The sequence below is a fragment of the Saccharicrinis aurantiacus genome, from assembly GCF_001660705.2.
GTDB lineage: Bacteria > Bacteroidota > Bacteroidia > Bacteroidales > Marinilabiliaceae > Saccharicrinis > Saccharicrinis aurantiacus.
On the sequence record NZ_LYBV02000001.1, the window covers coordinates 270,077 to 296,650 of the forward strand.

The following is a 26,574-nucleotide window of genomic DNA, read 5'->3' on the forward strand; positions in this document are numbered from 1 at the left end:
AAGAGACTCTTAGATACTGATCAATGCTATTTGTCTATTATCTAATTATCCATTTTCTATATCTAATTAACTATTCTTTCCAGTATTTATCAACAAACTCCTGACGCACAACAACCTCTTCTCGTTTGAAGTTATCTTGGAATAAATCCCAAGTGGTGTCTAACATCTTTTCGGTGTCGATATTAATATCGATAGCTAATATTTGCTCAGAATATTCCTTCGCGAATTTCAAGGTACGCTCATCGTAATCTGATAAATCAAAACCATTATCCTGTTTTGTTTTTGCATTAGCAGCATCGGCGTATAAACGGATAGCTGCATTCATCACTTGTGGATGATCTTCGCGTGTTTGCTTACCAATTACTAACTGCTTCAAACGAGATAGAGAACGGAATGGATCTACAATTACTTTACCTACATCAGAATCCATACGTAAGAATAATTGTCCCTCGGTAATATAACCTGTGTTATCCGGAATAGCGTGAGTAATATCTCCACCATTCAGCGTTGTTACCGCAATAATGGTAATTGAACCACCATGTGGGAACTGCACTGCTTTTTCGTAAATACGAGCTAAATCAGAATACAGCGAACCCGGCATACTATCCTTAGATGGAATTTGATCCATACGGTTAGATACGATAGATAAGGCATCGGCAAACAGCGTCATATCTGTTAAAAGAACCAATACTTTCTCTTGCTTTTCCTCAGCAAAATATTCTGCTGCAGAAAGTGCCATATCAGGAATTAGAAGACGCTCTACCGGAGCATCGTCTGTTGTATTTACAAAACTCACAATGCGATCTAGGGCACCTGCGTTATCAAATACATTCTTAAAATACAGGTAATCATCGTTAGATAATCCCATACCTCCAAGAATAATTTTATCCGCTTCTGCTCTTAAGGCCACGTTTGCCATTACCTGGTTATACGGCTGATCGGGATCGGCAAAGAACGGAATCTTCTGTCCTGTTACCAATGAGTTATTTAAATCGATACCCGCAATACCTGTTGCGATAAGATCGGATGGTTGTTTACGACGAACTGGGTTCACCGATGGACCACCTGTATCAATCACTTTTCCATCTACATCTGGGCCACCATCAATAGGATCACCAAAAGCGTTAAAGAATCGTCCGGCTAGTTGCTCACCTACTTTAATTTGCGGTGGTCGGCCTAAAAATACCACTTCGGCATTAGTAGGAATACCCTCAGTACCTTCAAAAACCTGAAGAATAACTTCATCCTTCATGATTTTTACTACCTGAGCCATACGTCCGTGCACCAAAGCCATTTCTTCGTTACCTACATCAGTTGCTGTAAGTGTTACGGTAGCCTTGGTAAGGTTCGTAATTTTAGTATATACTTTTTGAAATGCTTGAGTTTCCATGCATGTATAATTTTCAAAAATTAATTTAATCTTTCTTTGATGATTCCTTCAAGCTCTTCAGAATAAGTCTTAAATGTATCAGACTCCCACTCAGAGTAATTCATTTGCTTGAATGTATTGATGATACGTTTGAAGTATACATTTACATCTTCGAAAGAATCAAAGCTGAACTTCATTTCGGTAACATCTAATACTTTCTCAAGCATGAATTTCTGACGGTGTAAAGGACAGTTAGCATCAACTTTATCAAATGAATCCTGCTGAAGAATAACGGCATCTACTAATTCTGAATTCCAGAAACGCTCATGAAATTCTAATGGTACACCATCATCACCTAAAATATTGATTTGCTCTTGCGCCTCTTTACCTCTTAAAAGAAGTGTTTTGGCTTTATTGACATTATCTAACCAGTTTTCGCCAATTGTTTCCTTCAAATTTTCAACTACCTCTGGATACTCTAAATATTTAGAATAACTATCGATTGGATCGATTGCTGGATAACGCTTACCATCGGCACGAGTTTGGTTAAGACCATAGAAACAACGAGCTGCTTTACGCGTAGATTCTGTTACTGGCTCCTTAAGGTTACCCCCTGCTGGAGATACCGTACCAATAAATGTAATAGAACCTGACTCTCCGTTATTTAAGTATACAAAACCAGCACGAGCGTAGAAACTTGTGATAATTGCCGTTAAATCCATAGGGAAGGCATCCGGTCCTGGAAGTTCTTCCAAACGGTTACTCATCTCACGAAGTGCCTGTGCCCAACGCGAAGTGGAATCGGCCATTAACAACACTTTTAGTCCCATTGCACGGTAATACTCTCCTAATGCCATTGCTGTATATACAGAAGCCTCACGTGCTGCTACCGGCATGTTAGATGTGTTGGCGATAATGGTGGTACGCTCCATCAGTTTACGACCCGTTTTTGGATCTTCTAACTCAGGGAACTCAGTAAAGATTTCCACTACCTCGTTGGCACGCTCACCACAAGCTGCTATAATTACAATGTCAGCATCGGCAAATTTAGAGATACTGTGCTGTAATACAGTTTTACCCGTACCGAAAGGACCAGGAATAAAACCAGTACCACCTTCAACAATTGGATTTAAGGTATCCATTGTGCGTGTTCCCGTTTGTAATAATTTAAACGGACGTGGCTTTTCCTTATAGGTTTTAACCGCTTTTTTAACAGGCCATTTCTGAACCATAGTTAATTTAATGTCATTACCTTCTTCATCGGTAATCACAGCGATTTCTTCATCAACAGTATATTCGCCAGCAGCAACAACACTTTTAACAGTGTAAGAACCTTCTAATTTAAAAGGAACTAAAATGCGGTGTGGCATTCCGTTTTCAGGAACTTCTCCTAACCAATCTCCCGCTACAACAGCATCTCCTGCTTTAGCAATTGGCGTGAAATCCCATTTCTTTTCACGATTTAACGGATCGGTGTAGTCCCCTCTTTTAAGGAAAACACCTTCCATTTTATTCAAATCGTTTTGAAGTCCATCGTATGTACTAGAAAGGATACCAGGACCTAAAGTTACCTCAAGAAGGTGTCCTTCAAACTCCACATTTGTACCAATCTTTAGCCCACGGGTACTTTCAAAAACCTGAACGTAAACGTTTTTACCCAAGATCTTAATTACCTCAGCCATCAGGTTACTTTCTGGATGCTGAATAAAACAGATTTCATTTTGGGCCACAGGTCCATCAACCTCAACAATAACGAGGTTGGCAATAATACCGGCTACCTTACCGATGGTTTTATTATTTCTTTCCATGGCTTAATTTATATTCTTCAGGAAACTCGTAACTTGTTTCCAATTCATTTAATAATCTCTTGAATAGCTTTCTGCCTTCTTCTTCAGATAGTAATAACCAACGTTCCACCATAAATAGTTTATAAACAAAGGCCATAATGCGCTCAACGGTAAAGTAATTGAAGAATGTAGCATCCTCAATAAAATCCCATTTTAATTGATCTATCTTTAGTTCACGATCCAAAATATTTGACTCCTCAAATAATTGAATCATAGGCTCTATATATTCTAATTCTCCGGCTAAACCAAAATCGCGCGAACGACTTTTTGCCAATGCCTCTACAATATCTCCACCTCCAATTAGCTCCTTTTCTACATCTATTTGGTATTTTCTACCGTTTAAGGCTGTGAAAATATTTTTTTGATTGACTTCAAAATCCAAATATTGATTTAAGAAAAGGTTATTGAAATTGCGCAAGTATGCATAATACTTTTGTGTTAATAGTATCTCGGCTTGCGTTTTATCAATTGCTTCTTCAGCATTAAGAACCTCATTGGCAAAACTTACCATGTATGAGGGAAAGGATACATCTTCGAGTGTATCAAGATGTTTCTTATCTGTTAATGGTTCTAACTCTAAAGTGGTGTACACACCTCGCGGATCGTGTTCTTTCTCTTCCTTATAAATAAGGTTAAGCAAGTTTCTATGATCAAAAGGTAAGTAAAGTGCTTGTACCATATCAATATCCTTGGCAGCAAGCTCTTCCTTTAAAGCTTCTAGAAGCGTTAATGAAGTATACGTAGTTTTTTTATCACCCAATAATATATCAGGTAATCCGGCAACCAAACAATAGTATTTATTTGCCATACTAATTACTCCTCAAATAATAACTGATTTGTTTTTGGACGAAGGAATCCTTTAAAGAAGTTTTGGAAATCGCCTTCAGTAAAGCTGATTACGTAGCTCCCGTCTTTAGGTCCAACTTTAAAACCTGCTTTAATTCCTTTGTTGAATTCGAATGATAAACCTGCGTTTAATTCTTTAGACAAACTGTTGGAGATATATTTATCCATTTCAGTTTTATCTGCTTCAGCTAAAGCTAAATTAATGTCGAAGTTTCCAGATTTTGTCCATCCTTCTACAACTTTTACAATAATTTCTTTGAGATACTCAGCATTTCCAAAAACTTCTTTTACTGAAGGTTCTGCAACTTTTAATGTAATGCTGGTTTCAATTTGCTGTCGAAGTGATGAAATGGCTTGTTGTGAGCTCATTTTTAACTCTGATGCAACATTTTTAGTAATTTCTGCGGCTTTTGTATTAGCCTCGCTTACTACTTCTTCTGCCTTTTTATTAGCATCTGCTAATACCTTTTCAGCATCAGCTTTAGCTTTCGCTAAAATTGCTTCAGCTTCTGACTGGGCTTTCTGAACCCCTTCGGCATAAAGTTTATCAGTAAGTTCCTGGAGTTTTGACTGCATGATATTTATTTAAATTTAAATAATACAAGTATTTATATTTCACTCGTTCTCAACAATTTTAAATCAGATTCCAAATTATAAATTTGATAATGAATAAACAATCTTTTTATAGGTTGATATAAAAAAAAGATATAATCCTATGTGTTAATCGATCTGTTAAACATTTTTTAACAATATTAGTTCATCAAAAAGATTGCTTATTTTTAATTATAAATCTTATCCCGAAATTTATAGTAATTGTTACTAAATCTTCATTAAATAATACTGAAACATCAATAATAAAAACCGAAATGATGGTTTTAAATACTGAATTTTATATTCGTTAGCATTACAGGTTCTTTTTAGACTAAAGTATATTATTATTTCACTTGTTTGATACAAAAATACTACTAGTGGTTTTGTTGTACAATAACACTTTGGTGTTATACAATTACCAATAGTAAAATGAGAATCAACAGAGTTGAAATAAGGGCAGGTTATGATATTCTATTCTTGATATATGATCACCTATTAGCTTGATATAGAAAATAGGAATAGGTGGTGATTGTGTGATGAATTCTCTTGCAATATTTTAAAATGAATCCAATTAAACAATCAAAATTACATATATTAACATGTTGTTAAACATCATGCTTAGGTCATTCTGGTTATGTCTGTTATAATTAGCGCATTTGTTATTTTGGGTCAATATTATTCCTTTATAATTTGATAACAATGTATATTTGAGCAGCTGTGCAGTTACAGTATAAAGCGAAATGAAAATTAATGCCTGTTACCCTCATTGTCGTTCATGAGCGGAATATCAGTATTGTTTAGAACATTGAAAAGAAATCCATTATTTAATTGCAGGCTGTGATGGGATAAGTTAAATATTTGCGCAAATGGCGTTAAAGAGATAAGTATTCAAAGGCACTTCTATATGCGTTAATGTCATTAATGTAGTCGAGAAATGCGCCATAAAACTTATCATTTCCAATAGTCGCACTATCTCCTAAAACTACCATTTTCTTTTTTGCCCTTGTTAAAGCTACATTCATTCTTCTGTAATCAGATAGAAATCCTATCTCACATTTGTCGTTGCTTCTAACCAAGCTTATATAAACTATGTCTTTTTCTTGACCTTGGAATGAATCAATAGTATTGATAGATAGTTTAAGTTGTGGGTGTATTGTGTTAATTCCTTCAAATATACTCTGTAGGTAATTTACTTGTGCTTTATAGGGTGATAAAATTCCAATTGAAATTTCTTCTTCATTATAATTGATTGCCTCAAGGTTCTCAATATAATTAGTAAAGTGCTTTAATAATAGATTGGCTTCTTCGGGGTTAAAAGAACTCTTGTTTTCTTTTTGTGATTGTTCTTGAAATCCACAACCTGCTGTATCAATAAATTCAATTTCAGAATCTTCAGGGAATAACTTCCAGTTTTTTACAGCTTCATTTGCTTCTAGTTTATTATTATAGAAGTACTGGTTCGAAAACTGCATAATGTTTTTATGCATTCGGTATTGCTCTTGCAACATTACATCAGCTTTATTTCGTTTAAAAGCTTTTTCGAAAAGGGTTTCGCTTAGTCCTTTTTTTGCAGCTTCAAAGCACTTAACAGTAGGAGGTAGTTGAAAGTGATCTCCAGCAAAAATCACTTTATTCACTTTTGTAATCGGAATCCAGGTAGCTGGTTCAAGACCTTGTCCTGCCTCATCAATAAATACGGTGTTGTATTTTCTATCTCTAATTTGAAAGTTGGAAGCCCCAACTAAAGTACACGCAATTACTTGCGCTTTGTCCAGAACATCATTAGTGATATAATATTCTAGTTGTTTTGCTTCGTCTTTTAGTTTGCTAGATTCTTTTAGAAGTAAGCGCCTTTGTTCGCGCTCTTCAGAGCCAAAGTTGCGTTTGTATTTGTGTGCTATGTTGTAACACTCATTACTTTGTTTTTTTATTGCCCTAAGTGTTTTATAGCTATTGTGATTGGCAATTTTAGCATCAATAGTTAGGTCTAAAATCTCCTCTGTTACTCGTGCAGGGTGTCCTATTCTTACTACTTTTAATTCTTTATTATGAAGTTTTTCAACAAGTAAATCAACAGCAGCATTGCTAGGAGCGCATACTAACACTTGCTTTTCGTAATTCAAAGTTTGTTTTATCGATTCTACTAAAGTAGTTGTTTTTCCGGTGCCTGGAGGGCCGTGTATTATGGCAATATCTTTCGCTTTATGGACAAGGTTGATAGCCGCAGTTTGACTGCTATTAAGTTTATTCTCTGTTTGTTCTATGGTAAAATCGTCTGAAAAATATGCCTCGGAATCAGATAAGAGGATTTTTTTAAGAGTAGTTAATCTTTCGTCTTCCGTATTGATTACGATATTTAGTGCTCGAATCATTTCAAAGTAGGCGTTTTCATCAAACAGTAGTTGTACCCCTATGTTGCCATCTCTAATCCAATCAGGTTCATTATCACCATTAATGGTGATAATCATTTCATTTTTCTTTACTCGGTTAATAACCCCGCTTACTGCATTTTTAGCTTCGGAGTTTGTGCCGTTATTAGAAAAAAGACTTACGAGTTTACCCGATTGAAAAATATGGCTGTCTTTGTGTTCTATTGGTCTGGTAATTCTAATTAAAAGACGTTCCCCTGCATTATAGCTCGTTCGCTCAATATTGACGGGATACCAACATACACCTTCTTTTCGCCGTTGCACAATTGATGTACTCGCCATTTTATGTTGATACTGTTTTAAGTCTTCTTCTTTTTCAAGGAGGAGAAGTTCAGAAACCCATTTAAGTTCAATATTTATTTTTGACATGCTATAATTAATATATTGTACTATAAAGCAAAAATGGGAGTAATACACAAGAATGTATTACTCCCTAAGCTATGTTTTAAAAGATGTTTTAGTTAACATTACCTTGTACTCTAAGTAATATATTACTAGCCATAGGGTCGTTGGTAATAACAGTTACAGACTTATTTTGTCGACCTGTTTTTCCTTGTGAGTTAAAGCTAGCCTTCACATTTGTACTTTCTCCAGGACCAATTACTTTTTTATCCGGAGTAACGGCTGTACATCCACAAGATGCTTTAACCTTACGAATAATCAAGTTTGATTTTCCGCTATTTGTAATAACAAATGTATGTTCTGCTTTGGCTCCCTGTTTGATTTCGCCAAAATCAAATATTTTATTATCAACGCTAATTTTAGGAGCATTTTCTTTCTGATCATCCGTCCAATTAGCAAAGTCTTCTTGAATGTTAGCATTAATACTAATACGTTTCTTATAGTCAACTTCATCATTGATGTTCACAAATATTTGATCGTAAACAAAACCCCAGTCTTGTTTTTTAGAAGCATCGTAACTTGCAATAAACTTTCCTTTCTGACCTGGAGCTAATTTCGCAGGAGATGCAGTTATCGTGATGTGATTAGGTACTCTACCAAAAGATATACTAATTGCCTCTTTAGAATCGTTAATAACTTCTATTTCCTCTGTTTTTTTTCCTTGAGGAGTGATTTTTGTGAAGCTTAGGTGAGATGTTTTAAGCCTAAGAGGACCAAGTTCTCTTGGATAGATATCAGCTAAAGTCTTTTCTCTCTGTTGTACGTTTCCTGTAATTCTTAAAACGGTGTTGCCAGGATCTGTGTTTGCAGTAACAGTAATGGTTTTGTTAAAATTACCAGGTCTATTTTTCGGATCAAAAGTAGCTTTCACATAACCACTAGCACCAGGAGCAATAGGTTGCTTTGACCAATCAGGAGTTGTGCAACCACAACTGGCTCTTACGTTATGTACTACTAAAGGTTGAGCACCAGTGTTTTTAAAGGTAAACTTGTAAGAGACTTTACCATCAGCTTCTTTTATTGCACCAAAATCGTGTAACGTTTTATTAAATGAGAATGAAGGTTTAGCGCTCTGTGCCCATGTTGTTGATACAATAAATAAAGCCATTAGGCTTAAAATTAGGTGTTTCATATGATTTTATTTTTCTAATACCTTTTATTTCAAAGAGGTTAATTTTTTGAATTAGTTACACAAATCTACTAAAAGCTTCAGAAAAACAAATTACTAGATTGTATTTTAGCATCTCTTTAACTTTTTCTGCTAATAAAATTAAATAGGTTTAACTTTTAAATATAAATTGCGATCTCTAAACCTTATGATTAATTTAGGAGTGAAATATAAAATCTCCTGACTTTTTTATTAAATCAATCAACCTTTTTATAAACACATTGTTAATTTATTGATATCCCAAAAATGAGGAAATCATTTTAATCAAAATAATTACAAATAGAATAATATGCAATACGATTTAGTAGTACTAGGAAGTGGCCCAGGAGGTTATGTTGGAGCCATTAGAGCTTCTCAATTAGGAATGAAAGTAGCTGTTGTAGAAAGAGCTGAGCTAGGTGGAATTTGTTTGAATTGGGGGTGTATACCTACAAAATCTTTACTTAAAAGTGCATCGGTATTCGAATATTTACAACATGCCGAAGATTATGGGATTAAAATTGAAGGTGAGGCAAAGGCAGACTTTGACGCTATGGTTAAGCGAAGTAGAGGTGTTGCTGATGGAATGAGTAAAGGTATTCAGTTTCTGTTTAAGAAAAATAAGATAGATGTTATCAATGGATTTGGTAAACTTAAGGATAGTAAAACTCTTGAGATTACTAAAGACGATGGCTCAAAACAAGATGTTAATGCAAAAAATATACTATTAGCTACTGGGGCACGTAGTAGAGAGTTGCCAAATTTACCACAGGATGGTGAGAAAATTATAGGTTACAGAAAGGCACTTACGCTTGATAAAAAGCCTGAATCAATGATTGTTGTGGGTTCTGGTGCTATAGGTAGTGAATTTGCTTACTTTTATAATTCAATTGGTGTAAAAGTAACTCTTGTTGAGTATCTTCCTAATATTGTACCACTCGAAGACGAAGAAGTATCTAAGCAATTAGGTAGATCATTTAAGAAGTCTGGAATTAATGTGATGGTTTCTTCTGAGGTATTGAGCGTAGATACAAGTGGTGCTAAAGTTAAAGCAACTATCAAAACTAAAAAAGGCGAAGAAGTTCATGAAGCTGATGTGGTGCTTTCTGCAGTTGGTATTAGTCCAAATATTGAAGGTATTGGTCTTGAGGAAGTAGGAGTAGTAGTTGAGAAAGGTAAGGTTAAGGTAGACGCATTTTATCAAACTTCTGTTGCTGGAGTATATGCGATTGGAGATATTGTTCCGGGGCAGGCTTTAGCACATGTGGCATCTGCTGAGGCGATTACTTGTGTTGAGAAAATTGCAGGAGAGAAGGTTCAGGCAATTGATTATGGAAACATACCTGGTTGTACCTATACAACACCTGAGGTTGCTTCTGTTGGAATGACAGAAAAAGCGGCTAAAGAAGCTGGGCATGAATTAAAGGTTGGTAAATTTCCATTCTCTGCCTCAGGAAAAGCAAGTGCAGCTGGTCATAAAGATGGTTTTGTGAAGCTAATTTTTGATGCAAAATATGGAGAGTTACTAGGAGCTCACTTAATTGGAGCAAATGTAACAGAAATGATTGCGGAATTGGTTGTGGCTAAAAAACTAGAAACAACAGGTCATGAGTTGGTTAAGGCAATTCATCCGCACCCAACAATGTCAGAAGCAATTATGGAGGCTGCCGCAGCTGCTTATGATGAAGTTATTCATATTTAGAATTAAATAGTATTATATCAACAAAGGGTATTCATTTTTATGAATACCCTTTGTTGATTATAGCAGTTACATAACAATTTAGAATTTCCAACCCATTGTCATCACAGCATAATGGTCAGTGGAATTATAATTTCCTTTAGTTGGCGCACCAAAACCCTCATCGTACTCAGTATCCCAATTGTAATTGTATTGGCTGAATCCATATTGAGAATAAACGTAAGCAAAGTCAATAAAGAAATTATTTACTCGGTACCCGAATCCACCAGTGTAGCTTTTAATTTCATTATCATAAGGTTCATCTTTAAATGGAGAGGCTTGAAGCGAAGCTCCACCTCTTAAGCTAAATTGAGGATTAAATCGTATTTCAACACCAGCTCTAAAATTATTAGATTGAGTGTAAGTGTCTTCAATTACCTTATTGATATTATCTAAATACTGAATCTCTCCAAAATCGTTAGTAGTACTTTTAAATTGAGCAGCAGTGTAATCTATGTATTCATAATCAAAACTCAATATGGCAAATTTACTTATGATTAAAGATGCGCTACCAATGGCTTTTAATGGAGAGGTAAATTTATAATCTGTATAAAAATCACTTCTTTGGCTTTCTGATGGATGAGAATGGAAATCGGCGTCAATTTGGCTTCCATAATCTTCATTTATTGTGTACCAAGTAGGGGAATGGAAAGATCCGCCTATTCTTAGAAATGGTAAAGGTTTAAGAATAAATCCTGCTTTTAAGGAAATGCCATTGCCTCTTACATCTAAATAATCGTACATGCGGTATTGAGAAAATACATCAGGATGGGGTTCTCCATTGCTTTGTGCATATTGTTCGTAATAGTTCGACCTTTCCTTATACGATAACATATTAAAATTGAAGGAGGCACCTAATTGTAAAACATTGCTGATATTTACCCCCGTTGAAATATTTAGGTCACTACTGTTACCACTTTTTTCAAGAATACGTGTTTGATCAACAGTATCATCTCCGTATAGGTTGTTCGTATAATATCCTCCATTTGGATTAGAATTGTCATCCACCCAAGGAATCAAATAAGTATTATTCGCAAGATCTGTTCTATAATCAAAATTACCATTGTTGGCATTAATCATGAACATATCTGTCATTGAATTTCCATAATTAGCTGCGGACGCCATTGATTTGTAATTGAAATTATTATTTCTATTGTATCCAATTGCAAAATGCGTACTAACAATTCCTTTTTTAACTTCGCGCATTGGCTTGAAGGTGCCTACATATCCAATTTGATTTATGGCAAAAGTAGTTTTCCCATCAGTAGTAATGTCTCCACCATTAAAATCACCATCAGTAGAGTTTATGATTAAGGATGGAGTAAAGGAAAACTCAGAGGAGCGGTATGTTGCTATACCAGCTGGGTTAACCCCAATAGCACTATAATCTCCACCTAAAGAACCAAAGGCTCCTCCCATCGACATAAATCGGGCAGTACCTTGGTATTGAGGTTGCGAATATCTTAAAGCATCTAAATATGTTTGTGAATATGCAGATACACTTAAAATGCATAACAACACTAGTGTTTTTATTTTATTCATCATACTGTTTAGGTTTTACATAGTTATTATCTACTTCTTCTTGATCCACCGGAAGATCCGCCTGATGATCCGCCAGAACTACCGCCGTATGAGCTTCTACTCGGACTCGAGTAGCTTGAAGATCTACTTTGGTTTGAATAACTTGAATTAGAGTTATTCGTATTACTACTTCTGCTTGAGCGAGAAGGTTGGTAATTATTTGAACTACCAGTGTTGTAATTACTATTACTTTGCCTTGTTGAACTATTATTTCTTGTGGTAGTACTTTCTGATTTTGAACTCCTTGTATTGTAGGTGCTACGCGTATTCCTTGAGTTTGTTGACGAACTTCTTGTGTAGGTAGGTGTATAGCCTACTCTGGCTTTACTACTATTTGCATTACTATTGCTAGTTCTTGTTACTGAACTTGATGGAGTATATGAAGCGCGAGTTGCTCTTCCTGTAGTATTTGATGATTGCCTAGTTTGTTGCATCGTACTTGAACTTCTTGTAGCTCTTGATGGAGTGCTTGAAGATGTACGCGTGCTGTTTGAAACTGTAGATACTCTATTACCTCTTGTAGCAGCAGTACCTGATGTTCTTGAGCCATGGCTTGATCCTGAAGAATAGCGTGGAGCCCTTTCTCTTGCTATAAGATTATTTCCACCTCCATACATTGGTGGATATGGGTGTCCCCATCCGTAGCCAGGATAACCCCATCCATAACCCGGGTATCCCATTCCGTAACCTGGATATCCCCATCCATAATTTGGGTAACCGTAGCCATAGCCAGGATATCCCCACCCGTAATTGAAGCCTCCATAAAAGCCCCAGCTTGATGTAGGTCCATAGCGCCAATTATTATAATATCTATTATTCCAGTCTGGCGAAACATAAGCGTAATCCCCATCCACATAAACATTATAATTAAAGCCACTATTAAATATTACATCGTTATACATAGGTGACCAATATGGTATTCCGACCATAGGACCATGGAATCTAGCTATTCTTTCTGCGTAATCTTTATCTTGTTGCGATCCGTTAAATTCATTTACCCAATATCCCGTATTATCATCGTAATATAAAAGTGAATCAACTTCTTGTATGCTATCATTACTTAATATAGATGCATATTCGCTTTGTATAGCAGTAAAATCCCTTAAATCTTCATTTTCTTCAGCTCTATCAGAACTATAGTATTCATTTTGAAGCTGTGAATAATTACGATTTTCTTCTTTTTTTAATTCACTGTCTGGTTTTGGCAAAGGAGAATATGACTCCGCTACAGTTACAGGTTTATCCTTTGCATTATAATATAGATCATCATCATATACCCCAGAAGAGTATTTGTAACTAGATGAACAAGCACTTACTAGTGTAAATGTTATGACGGATAATATATAGAAATTAACTTTCATGAGCGTTCGTTTTTGGGTCAAATAAAATAGGATTTATTTGGTTTATATGCAATAATTATACCATACACATAAAGTTATTGGTTTTTATTTATAGCATTGAACGATGTAAATATATTAAATTGAAAATAAAAACTGCCTAAAGTACTTGTTACTATCTTACTTTTATTTTACGTATATACATTGCCGAGGGATAAAGGTGAATTTTCAGCTAAATTAAACTTTTTGTTAGCCCGATGAAGAGTAATCATGTTGGCAATATGTTTTTATATAACACTTAGGTTTAATTAGTGCGCTAAATTTTGTTTCTTTGTGCTTTATTTTTCGCATTTGCATATAGATTGCAAAAGTTGATTAGAAATGTTGAAATAATAAGTTATTACATAGATGGCAAAAGGATTAACAAAAAGAAGTGTCGACTATTCTCAGTGGTATAATGAGTTAGTTGCAAAAGCCGATTTAGCAGAAAATTCTGCAGTAAGAGGATGTATGGTTATTAAACCGTATGGGTATGCAATTTGGGAAAAAATGCAACAAGAATTAGACCGTATGTTTAAAGAAACGGGTCATGAGAATGCATACTTTCCGTTATTTATTCCTAAGTCTTTCTTAAGCAAGGAGGCTGATCACGTTGAAGGTTTTGCTAAAGAATGTGCGGTTGTAACTCATTACCGTTTAAAAAATGATCCTGATGGCAAAGGAGTCGTAGTTGATCCAGAGGCCAAGTTAGAGGAGGAATTAATAGTTCGTCCAACTTCAGAAACAATTATTTGGAATACATATAAAAATTGGATCCAATCTTATAGAGATCTTCCTATAAAATGTAACCAATGGGCTAATGTGGTTCGTTGGGAAATGCGTACGCGTTTATTTTTGCGTACAGCTGAGTTTTTATGGCAGGAAGGTCATACAGCACATGCTACAAAACAAGAAGCTATTGAGGAAACTCAGACTATGATTCAAATATACGCTGATTTTGCTCAAAACTTCATGGCAGTTCCTGTTGTACAGGGAGTAAAAACAGCTAATGAACGTTTTGCAGGTGCTTTAGATACTTATACTATCGAAGCTTTAATGCAGGATGGTAAAGCATTACAATCAGGTACATCTCACTTTTTAGGACAAAATTTTGCAAAAGCATTTGATGTGAAATTTGCGACTAAAGAGGGTAATGAAGATTATGTATGGGCATCGTCATGGGGAGTTTCAACTCGTTTGATGGGTGCCTTAATAATGGCACATTCTGATGATCATGGATTGGTATTACCTCCAAAATTGGCTCCAATTCAAGTTGCCATTGTTCCTATTTATAGAAGCGAAGAAGATTTAGCCAAAATTACAGAAAAGGTTGATGTTGTAGTTGCGAATCTTAAAAAGAGAGGTATATCAGTTAAGTTTGATGATTCTGATAATCGTAAGCCAGGTTGGAAATTTGCACAATACGAACTGAAAGGTGTTCCTGTGCGTTTGGCTGTTGGAATGCGCGACTTAGAAAATGGAACAGTAGAGGTTGCGCGTAGAGATACTTTAACCAAAGAAGTGGTTAATATGGATGGTGTTGATGAGTACGTTGCTGATTTATTGGAGCAGATTCAGGAAACTATCTACCAAAAAGCTTTAGATTTTAGAGCAGAGAAAACAACTCCGGTTGAAACCTTTGAGGAGTTTAAGAGTGTTCTTGAAGAAAAAGGTGGATTTATCCTAGCGCATTGGGACGGAACTTCTGAAACGGAGCAGAAAATAAAAGAGGAAACTAAAGCAACCATTCGATGTATTCCTTTGGAGGGAGATAAAACTTCTGGTGTTTGTGTTTATTCAGGAAAACCTTCAGAGCAACGCGTTTTATTTGCAAAAGCATACTAATAGTATCATAACTTACATGATATTTATCAAGGGAACAACGATTATGTTGTTCCCTTTTTTGTTTTCTTACTTAAACAAGTAATTTTATATAATCATTTATCGAAATACATTCGAACCCCTTATAAATATTACATAATAGTTTGTATCATGACAACAATATTAGATAGATTTTTAAAATACGTAAAAATTGACACTCAGTCTGATCCGAATACCGGATTGACTCCTTCAACACCCAATCAGTTTAAATTTTCAGAAAATTTAGTAGAGGAACTAAAAGCTATTGGCTTAAGTGATGCCAGTATTGATGAAAATGGATACGTAATGGCAACCATACCATCGAACATAAATGCTGAGATACCCGTAATTGGATTTATAGCACATGTGGATACGAGTCCTGATTTCTCGGGTCGTAATGTAAATCCTCAAGTCGTTGAAGATTATGATGGAGGCGATATTGTTCTTAATGAAGAAAAGAATATACGCCTATCGCCATCTGAATTTCCAGAGCTTAACAATTACAAAGGTCAAACCATTATTACAACAGATGGAACGACTTTATTAGGAGCTGATGACAAAGCCGGGGTGACAGAAATAGTAAGCGCTGCTGAATATTTAATGAATAATCCACACATTAAACATGGTGATATCAGAATTGGATTTACACCTGATGAGGAAATAGGTGCTGGTGCTGATTATTTTGATGTGAAAAAGTTTGGTGCATCATATGCCTATACTCTTGATGGAGGAGAGATTGGGGAGTTGGAATATGAAAACTTTAATGCCGCGGGTGCAAAAATCACGGTACGTGGTAGAATGGTTCATCCGGGTTATGCAAAAAATAAAATGCGTAATTCAATACGTATTGCCAACCAAATTATTACAATGCTACCTCGTCATGAAACTCCTGAGCATACAACTGGATATGAAGGTTTTTATCATTTAATGGATTTTAATGGTGATGTTGAAAAAACAGAGATGTCGTACATCATCAGAGATTTCCGTGCGGATAGATTTGAAGATAGAAAAAAAGAACTTCAGCATATTGTAAATAAAGTAAATGCAGAATATGGTGCAGGCACTGTGGAGTTAGAAATCAACGACCAATATTATAATATGCGTGAAAAGATTGAGCCTGTTTTTCAGATTGTTGAAAGTGCTAAACTCGCTATGGAATTAGTAGGTGTTGATCCCTTGGTTAAACCAATTAGAGGTGGCACGGATGGTTCAAGATTATCTTATATGGGCCTTCCTACACCAAATATTTTTGCAGGAGGTCATAATTTCCATGGGCGTTTCGAATTTGTACCACTGCAAAGTATGGAAAAAGCAGTAGAAGTTATTTTAAAAATTATTGATTTATCGGTGCAACCACAAAAATAATTTCAGTGTATTTTGTTGATTTGTTGAGGTATAATTTCAGGACTTTATTTTTTTATTAAAAAAGTGAATTTCGCAAAAACATTTTCAAAATAGTGTTGTTTGAGAAGTGTAATTAAACAATGAACAGATTTAACAAACAAAATAATAAATAGAAATTATGGCAGTATTAGTAGGAAAAAAAGCCCCTGTATTTAGTGCAGAAGCAGTTGTAAATGGTGGAGAAATGGTTGAGAAATTTTCTCTTGAGCAATTCGTAGGTAAAAAGAACGTAATTCTTTTCTTTTACCCAGCTGATTTTACATTTGTTTGTCCGACAGAAATTATTGCTTTCCAAGATAAAATTGCTGAGTTTGAAAAAAGAGATACTCAAGTAGTTGGTGTATCTGTTGATTCTGCTTTCTCTCACTGGAAGTGGTTACAAACTGAGAAAAAAGAAGGTGGTATCAAAGGAGTTAAGTTCCCTTTAGTTGCTGATAATGCAATGACTATCTCTTTAAACTATGATGTGTTAGCTGGTGAGTACGATTATGACGAAGAAGGAGCAACTGTGTTTGAAGGAACACCAATGGCTTACCGCGGTCTTTTCTTAATTGATAAAGCTGGTGATGTTCGTCATCAAGTAGTTAACGATATGCCATTAGGCCGTAGCGTTGATGAAACTTTACGTATGATTGATGCTTTACAATTCTTCGAAGAAAATGGAGAAGTTTGTCCTGCTGATTGGCATAAAGGAGATGAAGGTTTAACAGCTTCACAAGAAGGAATCTCAGATTATTTAGGAAAAAGAGACTAATTAGATAATCTTAAATACATATTAAAGCATCTACTTTACAGTAGGTGCTTTTTTTATGCATTCAATTTGCATAACTATTGTGCCAACTCCATTTTTAAGTAAATTTGCGGCATGCGTAAATATGTTTCTTTTATAGTTAAAGACTCTGAACAGTTCAAAAAACAACTTTTGTTTTATCTTAAAAAACATCAGATTTCTGCTATATATGATAGTTGCAATTATAAATCATCACAAAGTTATTCTGCATATGATTTTATTGCGGGTTTTGAAGCATTGCAAACGTTCACCGGCGGATTACAGAAAGTAAAAGAAGCTTTTGATTTAGGCGATTGGGCTTTAGGATACCTTGCCTATGATTTAAAAAATGAATTAGAGCATATATACTCGGTTAATCACGATGGTTTACAGTTTGAGAATACCAGCTTTTTTCAACCACGATTTTTGTTTTTATGTAATAGCAATAGTTGGCAATTTTCATATTTAGACGATTGTGATACAGAAGCTCAGGTACTCTCGATTATTGATGAAATAAAGAATGTAGTTACTGAGGAGCATGAAAATAAATCTATCAAAATAAAACAGCGAGTAAATAAAACTGCTTATTTAAAATCAGTTAAAGGAGTTTTAGATCATATTCATCGAGGAGATATCTATGAGATGAATTACTGTATGGAGTTTTATGCTGAGCACACTAAAATAGATCCATTTTCAATTTATAAGTCATTACATTCAGTATCGCCAACACCTTTCTCTTCATTTTTTAAAATGAAGGATAAGCATATAATTTGTGCATCGCCCGAAAGGTATATTTGTAAACGAGCTCAGCAGGTTATTACTCAGCCAATAAAAGGTACAGCAAAAAGATCTGCAGATATTGAGGTAGATAAGGCGAATAAGTCGAAACTAAAAGAAAGCATTAAGGAGCAATCAGAAAATATAATGATTGTGGATTTAGTGCGTAATGATTTATCAAAAATAGCAGAACGAGGAAGTGTGAAAGTTGATGAATTGTGCGGAATTTATCCCTTCAAGCAGGTGTTTCAAATGATATCAACGGTATCTGCAAAACTTAATCATTCTAATACTGCATTCGATGTAATTAAGGCCACTTTCCCAATGGGCTCAATGACTGGCGCTCCAAAATTAAGAGCAACCAAATTAATTGAGAAGTACGAAGAAACTAAGCGTGGGGCCTACTCAGGTGCTATGGGGTACATCACACCTAATCAAGATTTTGATTTCAATGTAATTATCCGAAGTATATTATACAATAGTGCTCAAGAATATTTATCTTTTATGGTAGGAAGTGCCATTACCGCAAAAAGCAATCCTGTAGAGGAATATGAAGAGTGTCTGTTAAAAGCAAAAGCTATATTTGAAGTGTTGCGTGCTAAGTAGTTTTACCAATAAAATTTTCAGAAGGTGTTACAGCAGTTTAAAAAATATATCCATGAGTCGTGCCAAGTTAAAGACTCCGCTAAAGTATTAGTTGCCTTAAGTGGTGGGGCTGATTCTATGGTATTGTTGCATCTATTGTCGAAAGCCAATATTCCTGTTATCGCAGCGCATTGTAACTTTAATTTGCGAGGCTCGGAATCTGATGCAGACGAAGATTTTGTGCGCACTCAATGCGAACATCGAGGTATTAAATTATATGTAGAGCATTTTGAAACTAAAGAATATGCAGCAACACATAAAGTTTCAATTGAAATGGCTGCCCGCGACCTTCGATATGCTTGGTTTAATAAATTAATAGAAAATGAGGGAGCCAACTATATAGCCACAGGCCACCATAAAGATGATAGTATCGAAACCTTTTTTTTAAACCTAACGCGCGGTACAGGTATTAAAGGTTTAACGGGTATCAAGCCAAAAGTTGGGAATATTATTCGTCCTTTATTGACCTTTACACGCACTCAGATCGAGGAATTTTGTAAGCAAGAACATATTCAATATGTCACTGACTCTAGTAATCTTGAGTCGGTGTATACACGAAATAAAATAAGAAATAAGATTCTCCCTCTGTTCAAACAAATCAATCCGTCATTTGCCGAAACCATGATGCAAAATATGGATGTTCTGTCACAAGTAGAAGCTATAAAAGATTCTTCAGTAGAGGCTATTCGCAACCGAATTGTAGTTGATCAAGACGGCGAAATGCTCATCTCTCGCAAGCACTTAAATGAATTAGACCATTTGCTGTTATTTTTATTCGATTTGCTAAAACCACTTACTTTTAATAGCAGTCAAATAAAAGAAATTGCCACTTGCCTCAATACTAAAAGTTCAGGTAAACAATTTTTTTCGCGCACACATCGTTTAATCATCGATCGTTTCAATATTATCGTTTTACCAAAAGAAGAAGGTATCGACGAGTCGCTTTTCTTTATTGACAGTTCGGTAAAATCCATAACTGATCCACTCCAAATTGATATTAACTCAAATATTGAAGCAGCCGATTATACTATTAAAAAAGATTCAACCATTGGTCAGTTTGATGCCGATTTACTAGAATACCCTCTTACTGTGAGGCGTTGGAAACATGGCGATCAGTTTCGTCCTTTGGGTATGAAGAACTTTAAAAAACTAAGTGACTTCTTTATTGATCAAAAATACTCTCTTAAGCAAAAAGAAGATGCTTGGTTGTTGCTATCAGGAGATGATATTATTTGGATTATTGGCGATAGAGGAGATGATAGATATAAAATTACCGCTAAAACAAAACGTGTAATTACCTTTCAAATTAATTAACAGGGCAGTTTAACGGGCTTTCCACTATAGTAGATACTTTGGTTGTCAGCTTTTATATGGTCGGTGCGTGGGCTTCCTGCGGTCGCATCCGCCACTTAAAGCTGCCTAAACCCAAACCATAAAGGGCTACCACTTGGTATAAAGCCAGTAAGTTGGTGCCTTAGCATTAGGAAAAGCCATCTAGTAAAGATTAGCTATCCTATAGTAATATCTACTGTCGTTCCTATCCCTACTGCGCGTATAACTCAGTTCGTTTTGGTAATAAAATCAATAGTGGATTATTTTAACACTCTAGATATATCATTCTTTTTAAGCTTGCCATAAGGTTAAAAGCGTTTTGTAAATAATTAGTTCTTTTAACCATTGATTATGTGTTTCGTATGAATACCTGCTTGATAATAATATGATAATAGTCATGTATTTTTTGTATTGTATTATATAAAATGTTATGTTTGCCTCCTTTTTAAAATTAGGCTATCTAAGGCCATTTAACACTAAACATTTTTGTAATGAAAAAACAATTATTTTTTTTAGCATGCGCAGTAGCATTTTTTTCTTCTTGTAAGAAAGACGATTTAAACATTAACATTAACAACGCAGGTACTCTTAAAGTAAAAACTGTTGATACTGCAGGTGAGGTTTTACCTAATACTAACTTTTTTGTTAATAATTGGGATGGTGAATTATTAAACGACTCTACAGATGAAAAAGGTACTTACAACGTAGGTGATCTATTAGAAGGTACATACAATGTAAGTGCAGTCTACGAAAAAGACAATCTTGTTTATACAGATAATATAGTAACGCAGGTGATTGCAAATAAAGGTAAAGAGGTTGTTCTAGATCCATTATCTAATGTAACAGAAGCTAAATTAACTTTTACAACTGAAGTTTATAATGAGGACAAGTATGAGTATGAATATGTTCCAATTTCAAATACTGAGGTGATTGTATTAACAAGTAAGGTAGATGATAAGTATTGGGATCTAGATTCAGAAGATAGAACTATTTCTTGGTTAAAGGGTATGGCCAAATTGACTGGTAAAACAAATAATGATGGGGTTGTTACAATTAGTGGTATCCCATTTCAGAAAGATAATGGTTTACTTTATTATGTGTTTTTATATAAGACTGAAGGTGACGTTGAATATATAGAGCAATATGGATTTTACGTAGAGGAAGATGCGGATTATAATGAAAGAAACATCAGTTTTTATAAATGGTATAATTAAGGAGCTTTAAATATTCTGTTGGAGGGTACCCGATAAGTAATCTTACTTATCGGGTTTTTTATGTCTATTACTCTCATTTAAATTCCACCTCATTCACAAAGCCACCACCCATAACAATATCATTCTCATAAAAAACCACCGATTGTCCGGGAGTGAGAGCCCAAACTAGTTCAGAAAATTTAATATGTAGTTTATTCTCTACCTTATTAATAGTGCATGGTGTTGGAGCTACAGCATCTAATCCTCTAATACGCGCATCGGCTTTTTGTTCACTGTTAAAGTAGTTCGGATCACAGCTCATAAAATCATCAATGATAATGGAATCAGACATGAGTTTATTTTTAGGCGATGTGATAAGCGTATTTTCGTTGGCATTAATTTTGGCTACGTATTCTCCATGGTTTTTCTCAAGGTTTAAACCTCTTTTTTGTCCAATAGTATAATGGGCCACTCCTTCATGTGTGCCAATCTTTTCTCCAGCTTCATTAACAATGCAGCCGGGTATATTTCCCGTACTTTCTGGTTTATTAGTTTTAATGTAATCTCGGTAATCTTCGCCCTGTAAAAAGCACACACCCATGCTTTCTTTTTTTGTAGATACACGTGCAAAACCTAGTTCCGCAGCTTTCAATTTCACTTCCTTTTTATTGTACTTAGCCAAGGGAAAAACACAGCGACTTAATATCTCTTGCGATAAGTTCCATAGAAAGTACGATTGGTCTTTACTAGGATCCTGACCTTTTTTGATGTGATAGAACTCATTGCGTACAGCAATATCAACGTAATGGCCCGTAGCAATTTTATCACAATTATATGTGGCAGCATATTCTAAAAGAAGCTTCCATTTGATGGTTACGTTGCAACGTACACAAGGGTTTGGTGTGCGTCCTGCAGCATATTCATCAACAAAGTAGTCAATAATTTCGCGTTTAAAATCATCATAAACATCAATGGTGTGATGTTCAATTTTTAGTTTGGCTGCCAAATCTTTGGCATCCTGAATAAACTGAGTTGACTTTTCTGAAGAAAGAGGCGAAAGTGTGTTAAAGGTGATACCCACTACCTCAAAGTTCATTTGTTGCAAATACCATGCACACATCGAACTATCCACTCCACCACTCATACCCAATAAAACCCTTTTTCTCATCTCTCTAAAATTAGTAAAATCCAGATACCTGGTATTATTTACAACTACCCTTTACTGTGATTTAATTATTTCATCAGTCAGTAAAGCTTTGATGGGCAAAAGTACAAAGCTCTTTTATTTTGCGAAAGTTTAGCGGCATATATGTTCTTATACCGATATAATTATGCCAAAGCTGCCCGTTTACTATCTAAAATTATGTAATTTGCTTTTCTAAAGTTTTTCTGAACTGAAATGATTTAAACTATGGCAAGGAATATAAGAGTAAAGTGCATCAATAGTAATAATTATATTGAGCTTGATCGTGGAATAACATTAAAAGAGATCGCTAACAGAGAAAATATTACACTACAAAGTGATATACTGGGGGCATTAGTTAATAATAGGTTAGAGCGATTAGATTACGAGCTCTTTCATCCTAAAACAATTGAGTTTATTGATATAACACATCCTGATGGGATGCGTATGTATATACGTAGTTTATCGTTTCTATTATTTGTGGCCTTGGAAAAAACCATTCCAGGTGCTAAGTTGCGAATTGAGCATTCCGTATCCAAAGGGGTGTATTGTAAGTTGGCTAACACCGATGAACTTGATATTGAAAAAGTAGCTGAAGTATACGAGTGTATGCGTAATTTGGTGAAGCGCAATATCCCTTTTCAGTGTATTGAAGAAGAAGCAAGTACTGTTAGAGATATCTTTGTTGAAGAAGGATTTATTGATAAAGCTGGTTTAATTACCAGCCGAGGACAAAGTTATTCAACTTACTATACATTAGAAGAAAAGGCGGCTTCCTATTATGGCCATTTGGTTCCTTCCACAGGGTATTTGAAAGTATTTGATTTACAAAAATATTATAAAGGAATTTTGTTGTTATTACCACAGCGTTTCTCGCCAGAAGAGGTGGAGCCTTTGGTGATTCAGAATAAGATGTTTGAGATATTTCAGGAGTATAGCCATTGGAATAAGGTTTTGAATATCACAAATATCAATGATCTTAATGCGCTTTCGAGAAATGGTGATTCTGAGACTTTAATTAAAGTGTCTGAAGCTTTTCATGAAAAGAAGATTGGCCAGATTGCAGATAAAGTAGCCGAGCGAAAAGAAGAGGTGAAGATTATTTTAATAAGTGGACCTTCGTCTAGCGGTAAAACAACTTTTAGCAAAAGGCTTGCTGTTCAGCTAATGGTAAATGGCTTACGCCCTAAGAACCTGTCGTTGGATGATTATTTTGTAGATAGAGAAGCCACGCCACTTGATGAAAATGGCGAGTTTGATTTTGAAGCACTAGAAGCCATTGATGTAGAACAATTCAATGCCGATCTAAGTAGTCTTCTTAAGGGCGATGAGATTGAAGTGCCTAAATTTTCGTTTGAAACAGGAAAACGTTTTTACGATGGTACAAAAATGCAGCTACACGAAGGGGAAATTCTTGTGGTTGAGGGGATTCATGGTTTAAATCCTCAGTTAACACACTCAATTAAGGATAGTCATAAATTTAAAATATACGTATCTGCTTTAACGGCTATTAATATTGATGACCATAATAGGATACCTACTACAGACAATAGATTAATCAGACGAATAGTAAGAGATTATAGGTATCGAAATTATTCTGCGGCAGATACCATTTCAAGATGGCAAAGTGTTCGAAGGGGAGAAGAAAAACATATCTTCCCTTATCAAGAAGAAGCCGATGTGATGTTTAATACAGCTTTGTTGTATGAGTTATCAATTTTAAAGCATTATGCCGAGCCTATATTGTTAGAGGTAGAAAATAATAAAGCTGAATTTGCTGAGGCTAACAGACTGCTTTATTTTTTTAGTTATTTTAAGCAGATGGCAGAGAAGAACATCCCTCCCACTTCTATAATAAGAGAGTTTTTAGGGGGTAGTAGTTTTTCTTACTAGTAAATAATCACCAAAGATGACATTAAGTAACCTGCAATTTACACCTAAGCGCTTTCACCTTGAAGCACTGATTTGGATAGTAGCTCTAATAAGTTTGGCTAATATGGATCCGACGGCAGAGCAGCATTATACCTTTTGTTTATTAAGCAATTTAGGTTTCGACTTTTGTCCGGGTTGTGGTATCGGCCATTCCATATCGAGTACATTAAGAGGCGATTTTTTGCAAGCCTTTAGTTATCATCCCTTGGGAGCTTTTGCAATTCTTATGTTATTGTATCGTATTTTTATTATTTTTAGGCAGAACCCATTATTTATAAATAAACAGACCATCGTGAAATAATTCTAAGCCATTGAGCACTTGTTGGTGCTTGTATTTAAGTTTGGGTTGTTTTATGCGGACTTTAAACAATTAAAAAAAAACATGAAAATTATTAACTTATTACCTGAAGTTGATCTAGAAGAAGCTCTGTTCATAGATAACTTGTTAAAAGACAAAGACGATGAGCAAATTAAAAGTTTTGCTAATGTGTATCGTGTACGCAGAAAAGATCCACAAACATTTTTGTTATTGGCTTTAGCCGGATTTGTTTGTTTTTCAGGCATTCATCGTTTTTATGCAAATCAAATTGGAATGGGATTATTGTATTTCTTTACAGGAGGTTTGTGTTTTATAGGAACAATTGTAGATTTAGTAAATCATAAAACATTGGCATTGGAGGTTAACCAAAAGTCGGCCATGGAAGTAGCTGCATACCTTCAATAATAGTATCCTTATTTTTAAAAGATAATAAAAAGCTTGCTGCTAGTATTCTAGAGCAAGCTTTTTCTTTTATATAGCTTGCTGATTGTAATTGGTTCAATTATTGTATCTTTGTGCGCTAATTCTCAAATAGGTACATATTGTATTGGTTTGTTAATGGCTTATTATCAGAATAAAGAAGTAAAGTTCATGGAAAAGAAGAAGGTAGTTATAGGTTTATCAGGTGGTGTTGATTCAAGTGTTGCAGCGTACGTGCTTAAGGAGCAGGGGTACGAAGTTATAGGCTTGTTTATGAAAAACTGGCACGATACAACTGGTTTGCTTGAGTCGGATTGCCCATGGCTTGAAGATCGTTTTGATGCCATGTCAGTAGCCAAAAAACTCGATATTCCTTTTCACTTTGTCGATTTAAGTGAGCAGTACAGAGCGCGTGTGGTCGATTATATGTTTAGCGAGTACGAGAAAGGTAGAACGCCAAACCCCGATGTGCTTTGTAATAGAGAAATTAAGTTTGATGTTTTTTTAGATAAAGCCTTTGAATTAGGTGCTGATTATGTAGCTACTGGTCACTATTGTCGTAAGGAAACCATTATGAAAGATGGACAAGAATACCATCGTTTATTGGCAGGTAGCGATACCAATAAAGACCAGAGTTATTTCCTTTGTCAGTTATCGCAGCAGCAATTGTCTAAGGCATTGTTTCCTGTTGGAGATATTGTAAAGCCCGAAGTACGTAGAATTGCCAATGAGTTGAACTTAATTACAGCGCATAAAAAAGACTCACAAGGAATTTGTTTTGTGGGTAAGGTTGACTTGCCTGTATTTTTGCAGCAGAAGTTAACTTCTAAAAAAGGGAAGGTTTTTTTAATTGATAATGATTCTGATCTTTACAAAAGAGATTGGCAACAAGCAATTGATAACCCTACTGATGAGGTATTAGAAGAGTTATCGAAGCCTTTTATGTTTCATCCTAAATATGGTAAAAAAGTTGGTGAGCACGGAGGTGCACATTTTTATACTATTGGTCAGCGTAAGGGTTTAAATATTGGTGGTTTTCCTGAGCCGCTTTTTATTATAGGTACAAATATCGATTACAATCAAATATACGTTGGTATGGGTAAGCAAACCCCAGGTTTATACCGACAAGTTTTAAAGGTTGATAAAGATGAGTTGCATTGGATTCGCCCTGACGAAAAATTAAAAGTTGGAGAAAGTCGAAGATTACAAATACGAATTCGTTATCGTCAGCCTTTGCAGGAGGGTATCATTCATCGCCGTGAGGATGGTATGTATGTGGTATTTGATCAGCCACAGCGAGGTATTGCTCCGGGTCAGTTTGCTGCTTGGTATGTTGAGGATGAGTTGATAGGTTCAGGTGTAATCTCGTAATTATCGAAGCTTCGAAACAAAATATAATAGAAACCCACATAGT

20 protein-coding genes are annotated in these 26,574 nt (G+C 35.2%); 11 read left to right on the forward strand and 9 right to left on the reverse strand.

Translation table 11 applies throughout. The features are described 5' to 3' along the window. Nucleotides 1-70 precede the first annotated feature (70 nt). The 6 genes from A8B35_RS01040 to A8B35_RS01065 all read right to left on the reverse strand — a co-directional run bounded on the left by A8B35_RS01040 (nt 71) and on the right by A8B35_RS01065 (nt 8,616). Nucleotides 71-1,390 (reverse strand): V-type ATP synthase subunit B, encoded by a 1,320-nt coding sequence (locus A8B35_RS01040; RefSeq protein WP_075601736.1) that lies wholly within the window; start codon nt 1,388-1,390, stop codon nt 71-73. A gap of 20 nt (nt 1,391-1,410) precedes the next feature. Further along, nucleotides 1,411-3,177 (reverse strand): V-type ATP synthase subunit A, encoded by a 1,767-nt coding sequence (locus A8B35_RS01045; protein ID WP_075601737.1) that lies wholly within the window; start codon nt 3,175-3,177, stop codon nt 1,411-1,413. Continuing rightward, nucleotides 3,164-4,024: a DUF2764 family protein gene (locus tag A8B35_RS01050; RefSeq protein WP_075601738.1), complete on the reverse strand. Its 861-nt coding sequence runs from the start codon at nt 4,022-4,024 to the stop codon at nt 3,164-3,166. The genes A8B35_RS01045 and A8B35_RS01050 overlap by 14 nt, the downstream gene beginning before the upstream one ends. Before the next feature lie 5 nt (nt 4,025-4,029). Then, nucleotides 4,030-4,638 (reverse strand): V-type ATP synthase subunit E, encoded by a 609-nt coding sequence (locus tag A8B35_RS01055; RefSeq protein ID WP_075601739.1) that lies wholly within the window; start codon nt 4,636-4,638, stop codon nt 4,030-4,032. An 887-nt stretch (nt 4,639-5,525) separates the two neighbouring features. Continuing rightward, entirely contained in the window at nt 5,526-7,451 is a 1,926-nt protein-coding gene (locus A8B35_RS01060) for an AAA domain-containing protein (RefSeq protein ID WP_075601740.1), read from the reverse strand. Nucleotides 7,452-7,539: 88 nt separating this feature from the next. Beyond that, nucleotides 7,540-8,616 carry a DUF1573 domain-containing protein gene (locus tag A8B35_RS01065; RefSeq protein WP_075601741.1) on the reverse strand — a complete coding sequence of 359 codons (1,077 nt, stop codon included), beginning with the start codon at nt 8,614-8,616 and terminating at the stop codon, nt 7,540-7,542. A 325-nt stretch (nt 8,617-8,941) separates the two neighbouring features. On the opposite strand from A8B35_RS01065, the gene lpdA reads away from it, so the two are divergent. Continuing rightward, nucleotides 8,942-10,333: a dihydrolipoyl dehydrogenase gene (gene lpdA, locus A8B35_RS01070; RefSeq protein WP_075601742.1), complete on the forward strand. Its 1,392-nt coding sequence runs from the start codon at nt 8,942-8,944 to the stop codon at nt 10,331-10,333. Between the two features lie 78 nt (nt 10,334-10,411). Here lpdA and A8B35_RS01075 read toward each other — a convergent pair whose 3' ends face one another. Both A8B35_RS01075 and A8B35_RS01080 read right to left on the reverse strand, forming a co-directional pair. Then, nucleotides 10,412-11,914, reverse strand: a complete 1,503-nt coding sequence (locus A8B35_RS01075) for an OmpP1/FadL family transporter (RefSeq protein ID WP_075601743.1) — start codon at nt 11,912-11,914, stop codon at nt 10,412-10,414. Between the two features lie 23 nt (nt 11,915-11,937). Next, complete coding sequence (locus tag A8B35_RS01080) at nt 11,938-13,311, reverse strand: hypothetical protein (protein ID WP_075601744.1); 1,374 nt, start codon at nt 13,309-13,311, stop codon at nt 11,938-11,940. 384 nt (nt 13,312-13,695) lie between these two features. On the opposite strand from A8B35_RS01080, the gene proS reads away from it, so the two are divergent. The 6 genes from proS to A8B35_RS01110 all read left to right on the forward strand — a co-directional run bounded on the left by proS (nt 13,696) and on the right by A8B35_RS01110 (nt 21,327). Next, nucleotides 13,696-15,171, forward strand: coding sequence for a proline--tRNA ligase (gene proS, locus A8B35_RS01085; protein ID WP_075601745.1), 1,476 nt, complete (start codon nt 13,696-13,698; stop codon nt 15,169-15,171). A gap of 147 nt (nt 15,172-15,318) precedes the next feature. Further along, complete coding sequence (gene pepT / locus A8B35_RS01090) at nt 15,319-16,551, forward strand: peptidase T (protein WP_075601746.1); 1,233 nt, start codon at nt 15,319-15,321, stop codon at nt 16,549-16,551. A 157-nt stretch (nt 16,552-16,708) separates the two neighbouring features. Next, nucleotides 16,709-17,344 (forward strand): peroxiredoxin, encoded by a 636-nt coding sequence (locus tag A8B35_RS01095; RefSeq protein WP_075601747.1) that lies wholly within the window; start codon nt 16,709-16,711, stop codon nt 17,342-17,344. Nucleotides 17,345-17,455: 111 nt separating this feature from the next. Then, the gene (locus A8B35_RS01100) at nt 17,456-18,742 is read left to right on the forward strand and encodes an anthranilate synthase component I family protein (protein ID WP_075601748.1); all 1,287 of its coding nucleotides are present in this window, start codon (nt 17,456-17,458) and stop codon (nt 18,740-18,742) included. 24 nt (nt 18,743-18,766) lie between these two features. Next, a complete protein-coding gene (tilS, locus tag A8B35_RS01105) occupies nt 18,767-20,095 on the forward strand; it encodes a tRNA lysidine(34) synthetase TilS (RefSeq protein ID WP_075601749.1) in 1,329 nt (442 codons plus the stop codon). Nucleotides 20,096-20,604: 509 nt separating this feature from the next. Beyond that, nucleotides 20,605-21,327, forward strand: coding sequence for a carboxypeptidase-like regulatory domain-containing protein (locus tag A8B35_RS01110; RefSeq protein WP_075601750.1), 723 nt, complete (start codon nt 20,605-20,607; stop codon nt 21,325-21,327). A 73-nt stretch (nt 21,328-21,400) separates the two neighbouring features. Here the strand turns inward: A8B35_RS01110 and mnmA (A8B35_RS01115) are convergent, their stop codons facing one another. Beyond that, nucleotides 21,401-22,474, reverse strand: a complete 1,074-nt coding sequence (gene mnmA / locus A8B35_RS01115; protein WP_075601751.1) for a tRNA 2-thiouridine(34) synthase MnmA — start codon at nt 22,472-22,474, stop codon at nt 21,401-21,403. Nucleotides 22,475-22,717: 243 nt separating this feature from the next. On the opposite strand from mnmA (A8B35_RS01115), the gene A8B35_RS01120 reads away from it, so the two are divergent. The 4 genes from A8B35_RS01120 to mnmA (A8B35_RS01135) all read left to right on the forward strand — a co-directional run bounded on the left by A8B35_RS01120 (nt 22,718) and on the right by mnmA (A8B35_RS01135) (nt 26,531). Continuing rightward, complete coding sequence (locus tag A8B35_RS01120) at nt 22,718-24,382, forward strand: nucleoside kinase (protein WP_075601752.1); 1,665 nt, start codon at nt 22,718-22,720, stop codon at nt 24,380-24,382. 16 nt (nt 24,383-24,398) lie between these two features. Then, nucleotides 24,399-24,722 carry a DUF2752 domain-containing protein gene (locus A8B35_RS01125; RefSeq protein ID WP_075601753.1) on the forward strand — a complete coding sequence of 108 codons (324 nt, stop codon included), beginning with the start codon at nt 24,399-24,401 and terminating at the stop codon, nt 24,720-24,722. Between the two features lie 81 nt (nt 24,723-24,803). After that, on the forward strand, nt 24,804-25,145 hold the full coding sequence (locus A8B35_RS01130; protein WP_075601754.1) for a TM2 domain-containing protein: 342 nt from the start codon (nt 24,804-24,806) through the stop codon (nt 25,143-25,145). A 153-nt stretch (nt 25,146-25,298) separates the two neighbouring features. Next, nucleotides 25,299-26,531, forward strand: a complete 1,233-nt coding sequence (gene mnmA / locus A8B35_RS01135) for a tRNA 2-thiouridine(34) synthase MnmA (RefSeq protein ID WP_075601755.1) — start codon at nt 25,299-25,301, stop codon at nt 26,529-26,531. The last annotated feature ends 43 nt before the right edge of the window (nt 26,532-26,574 follow it).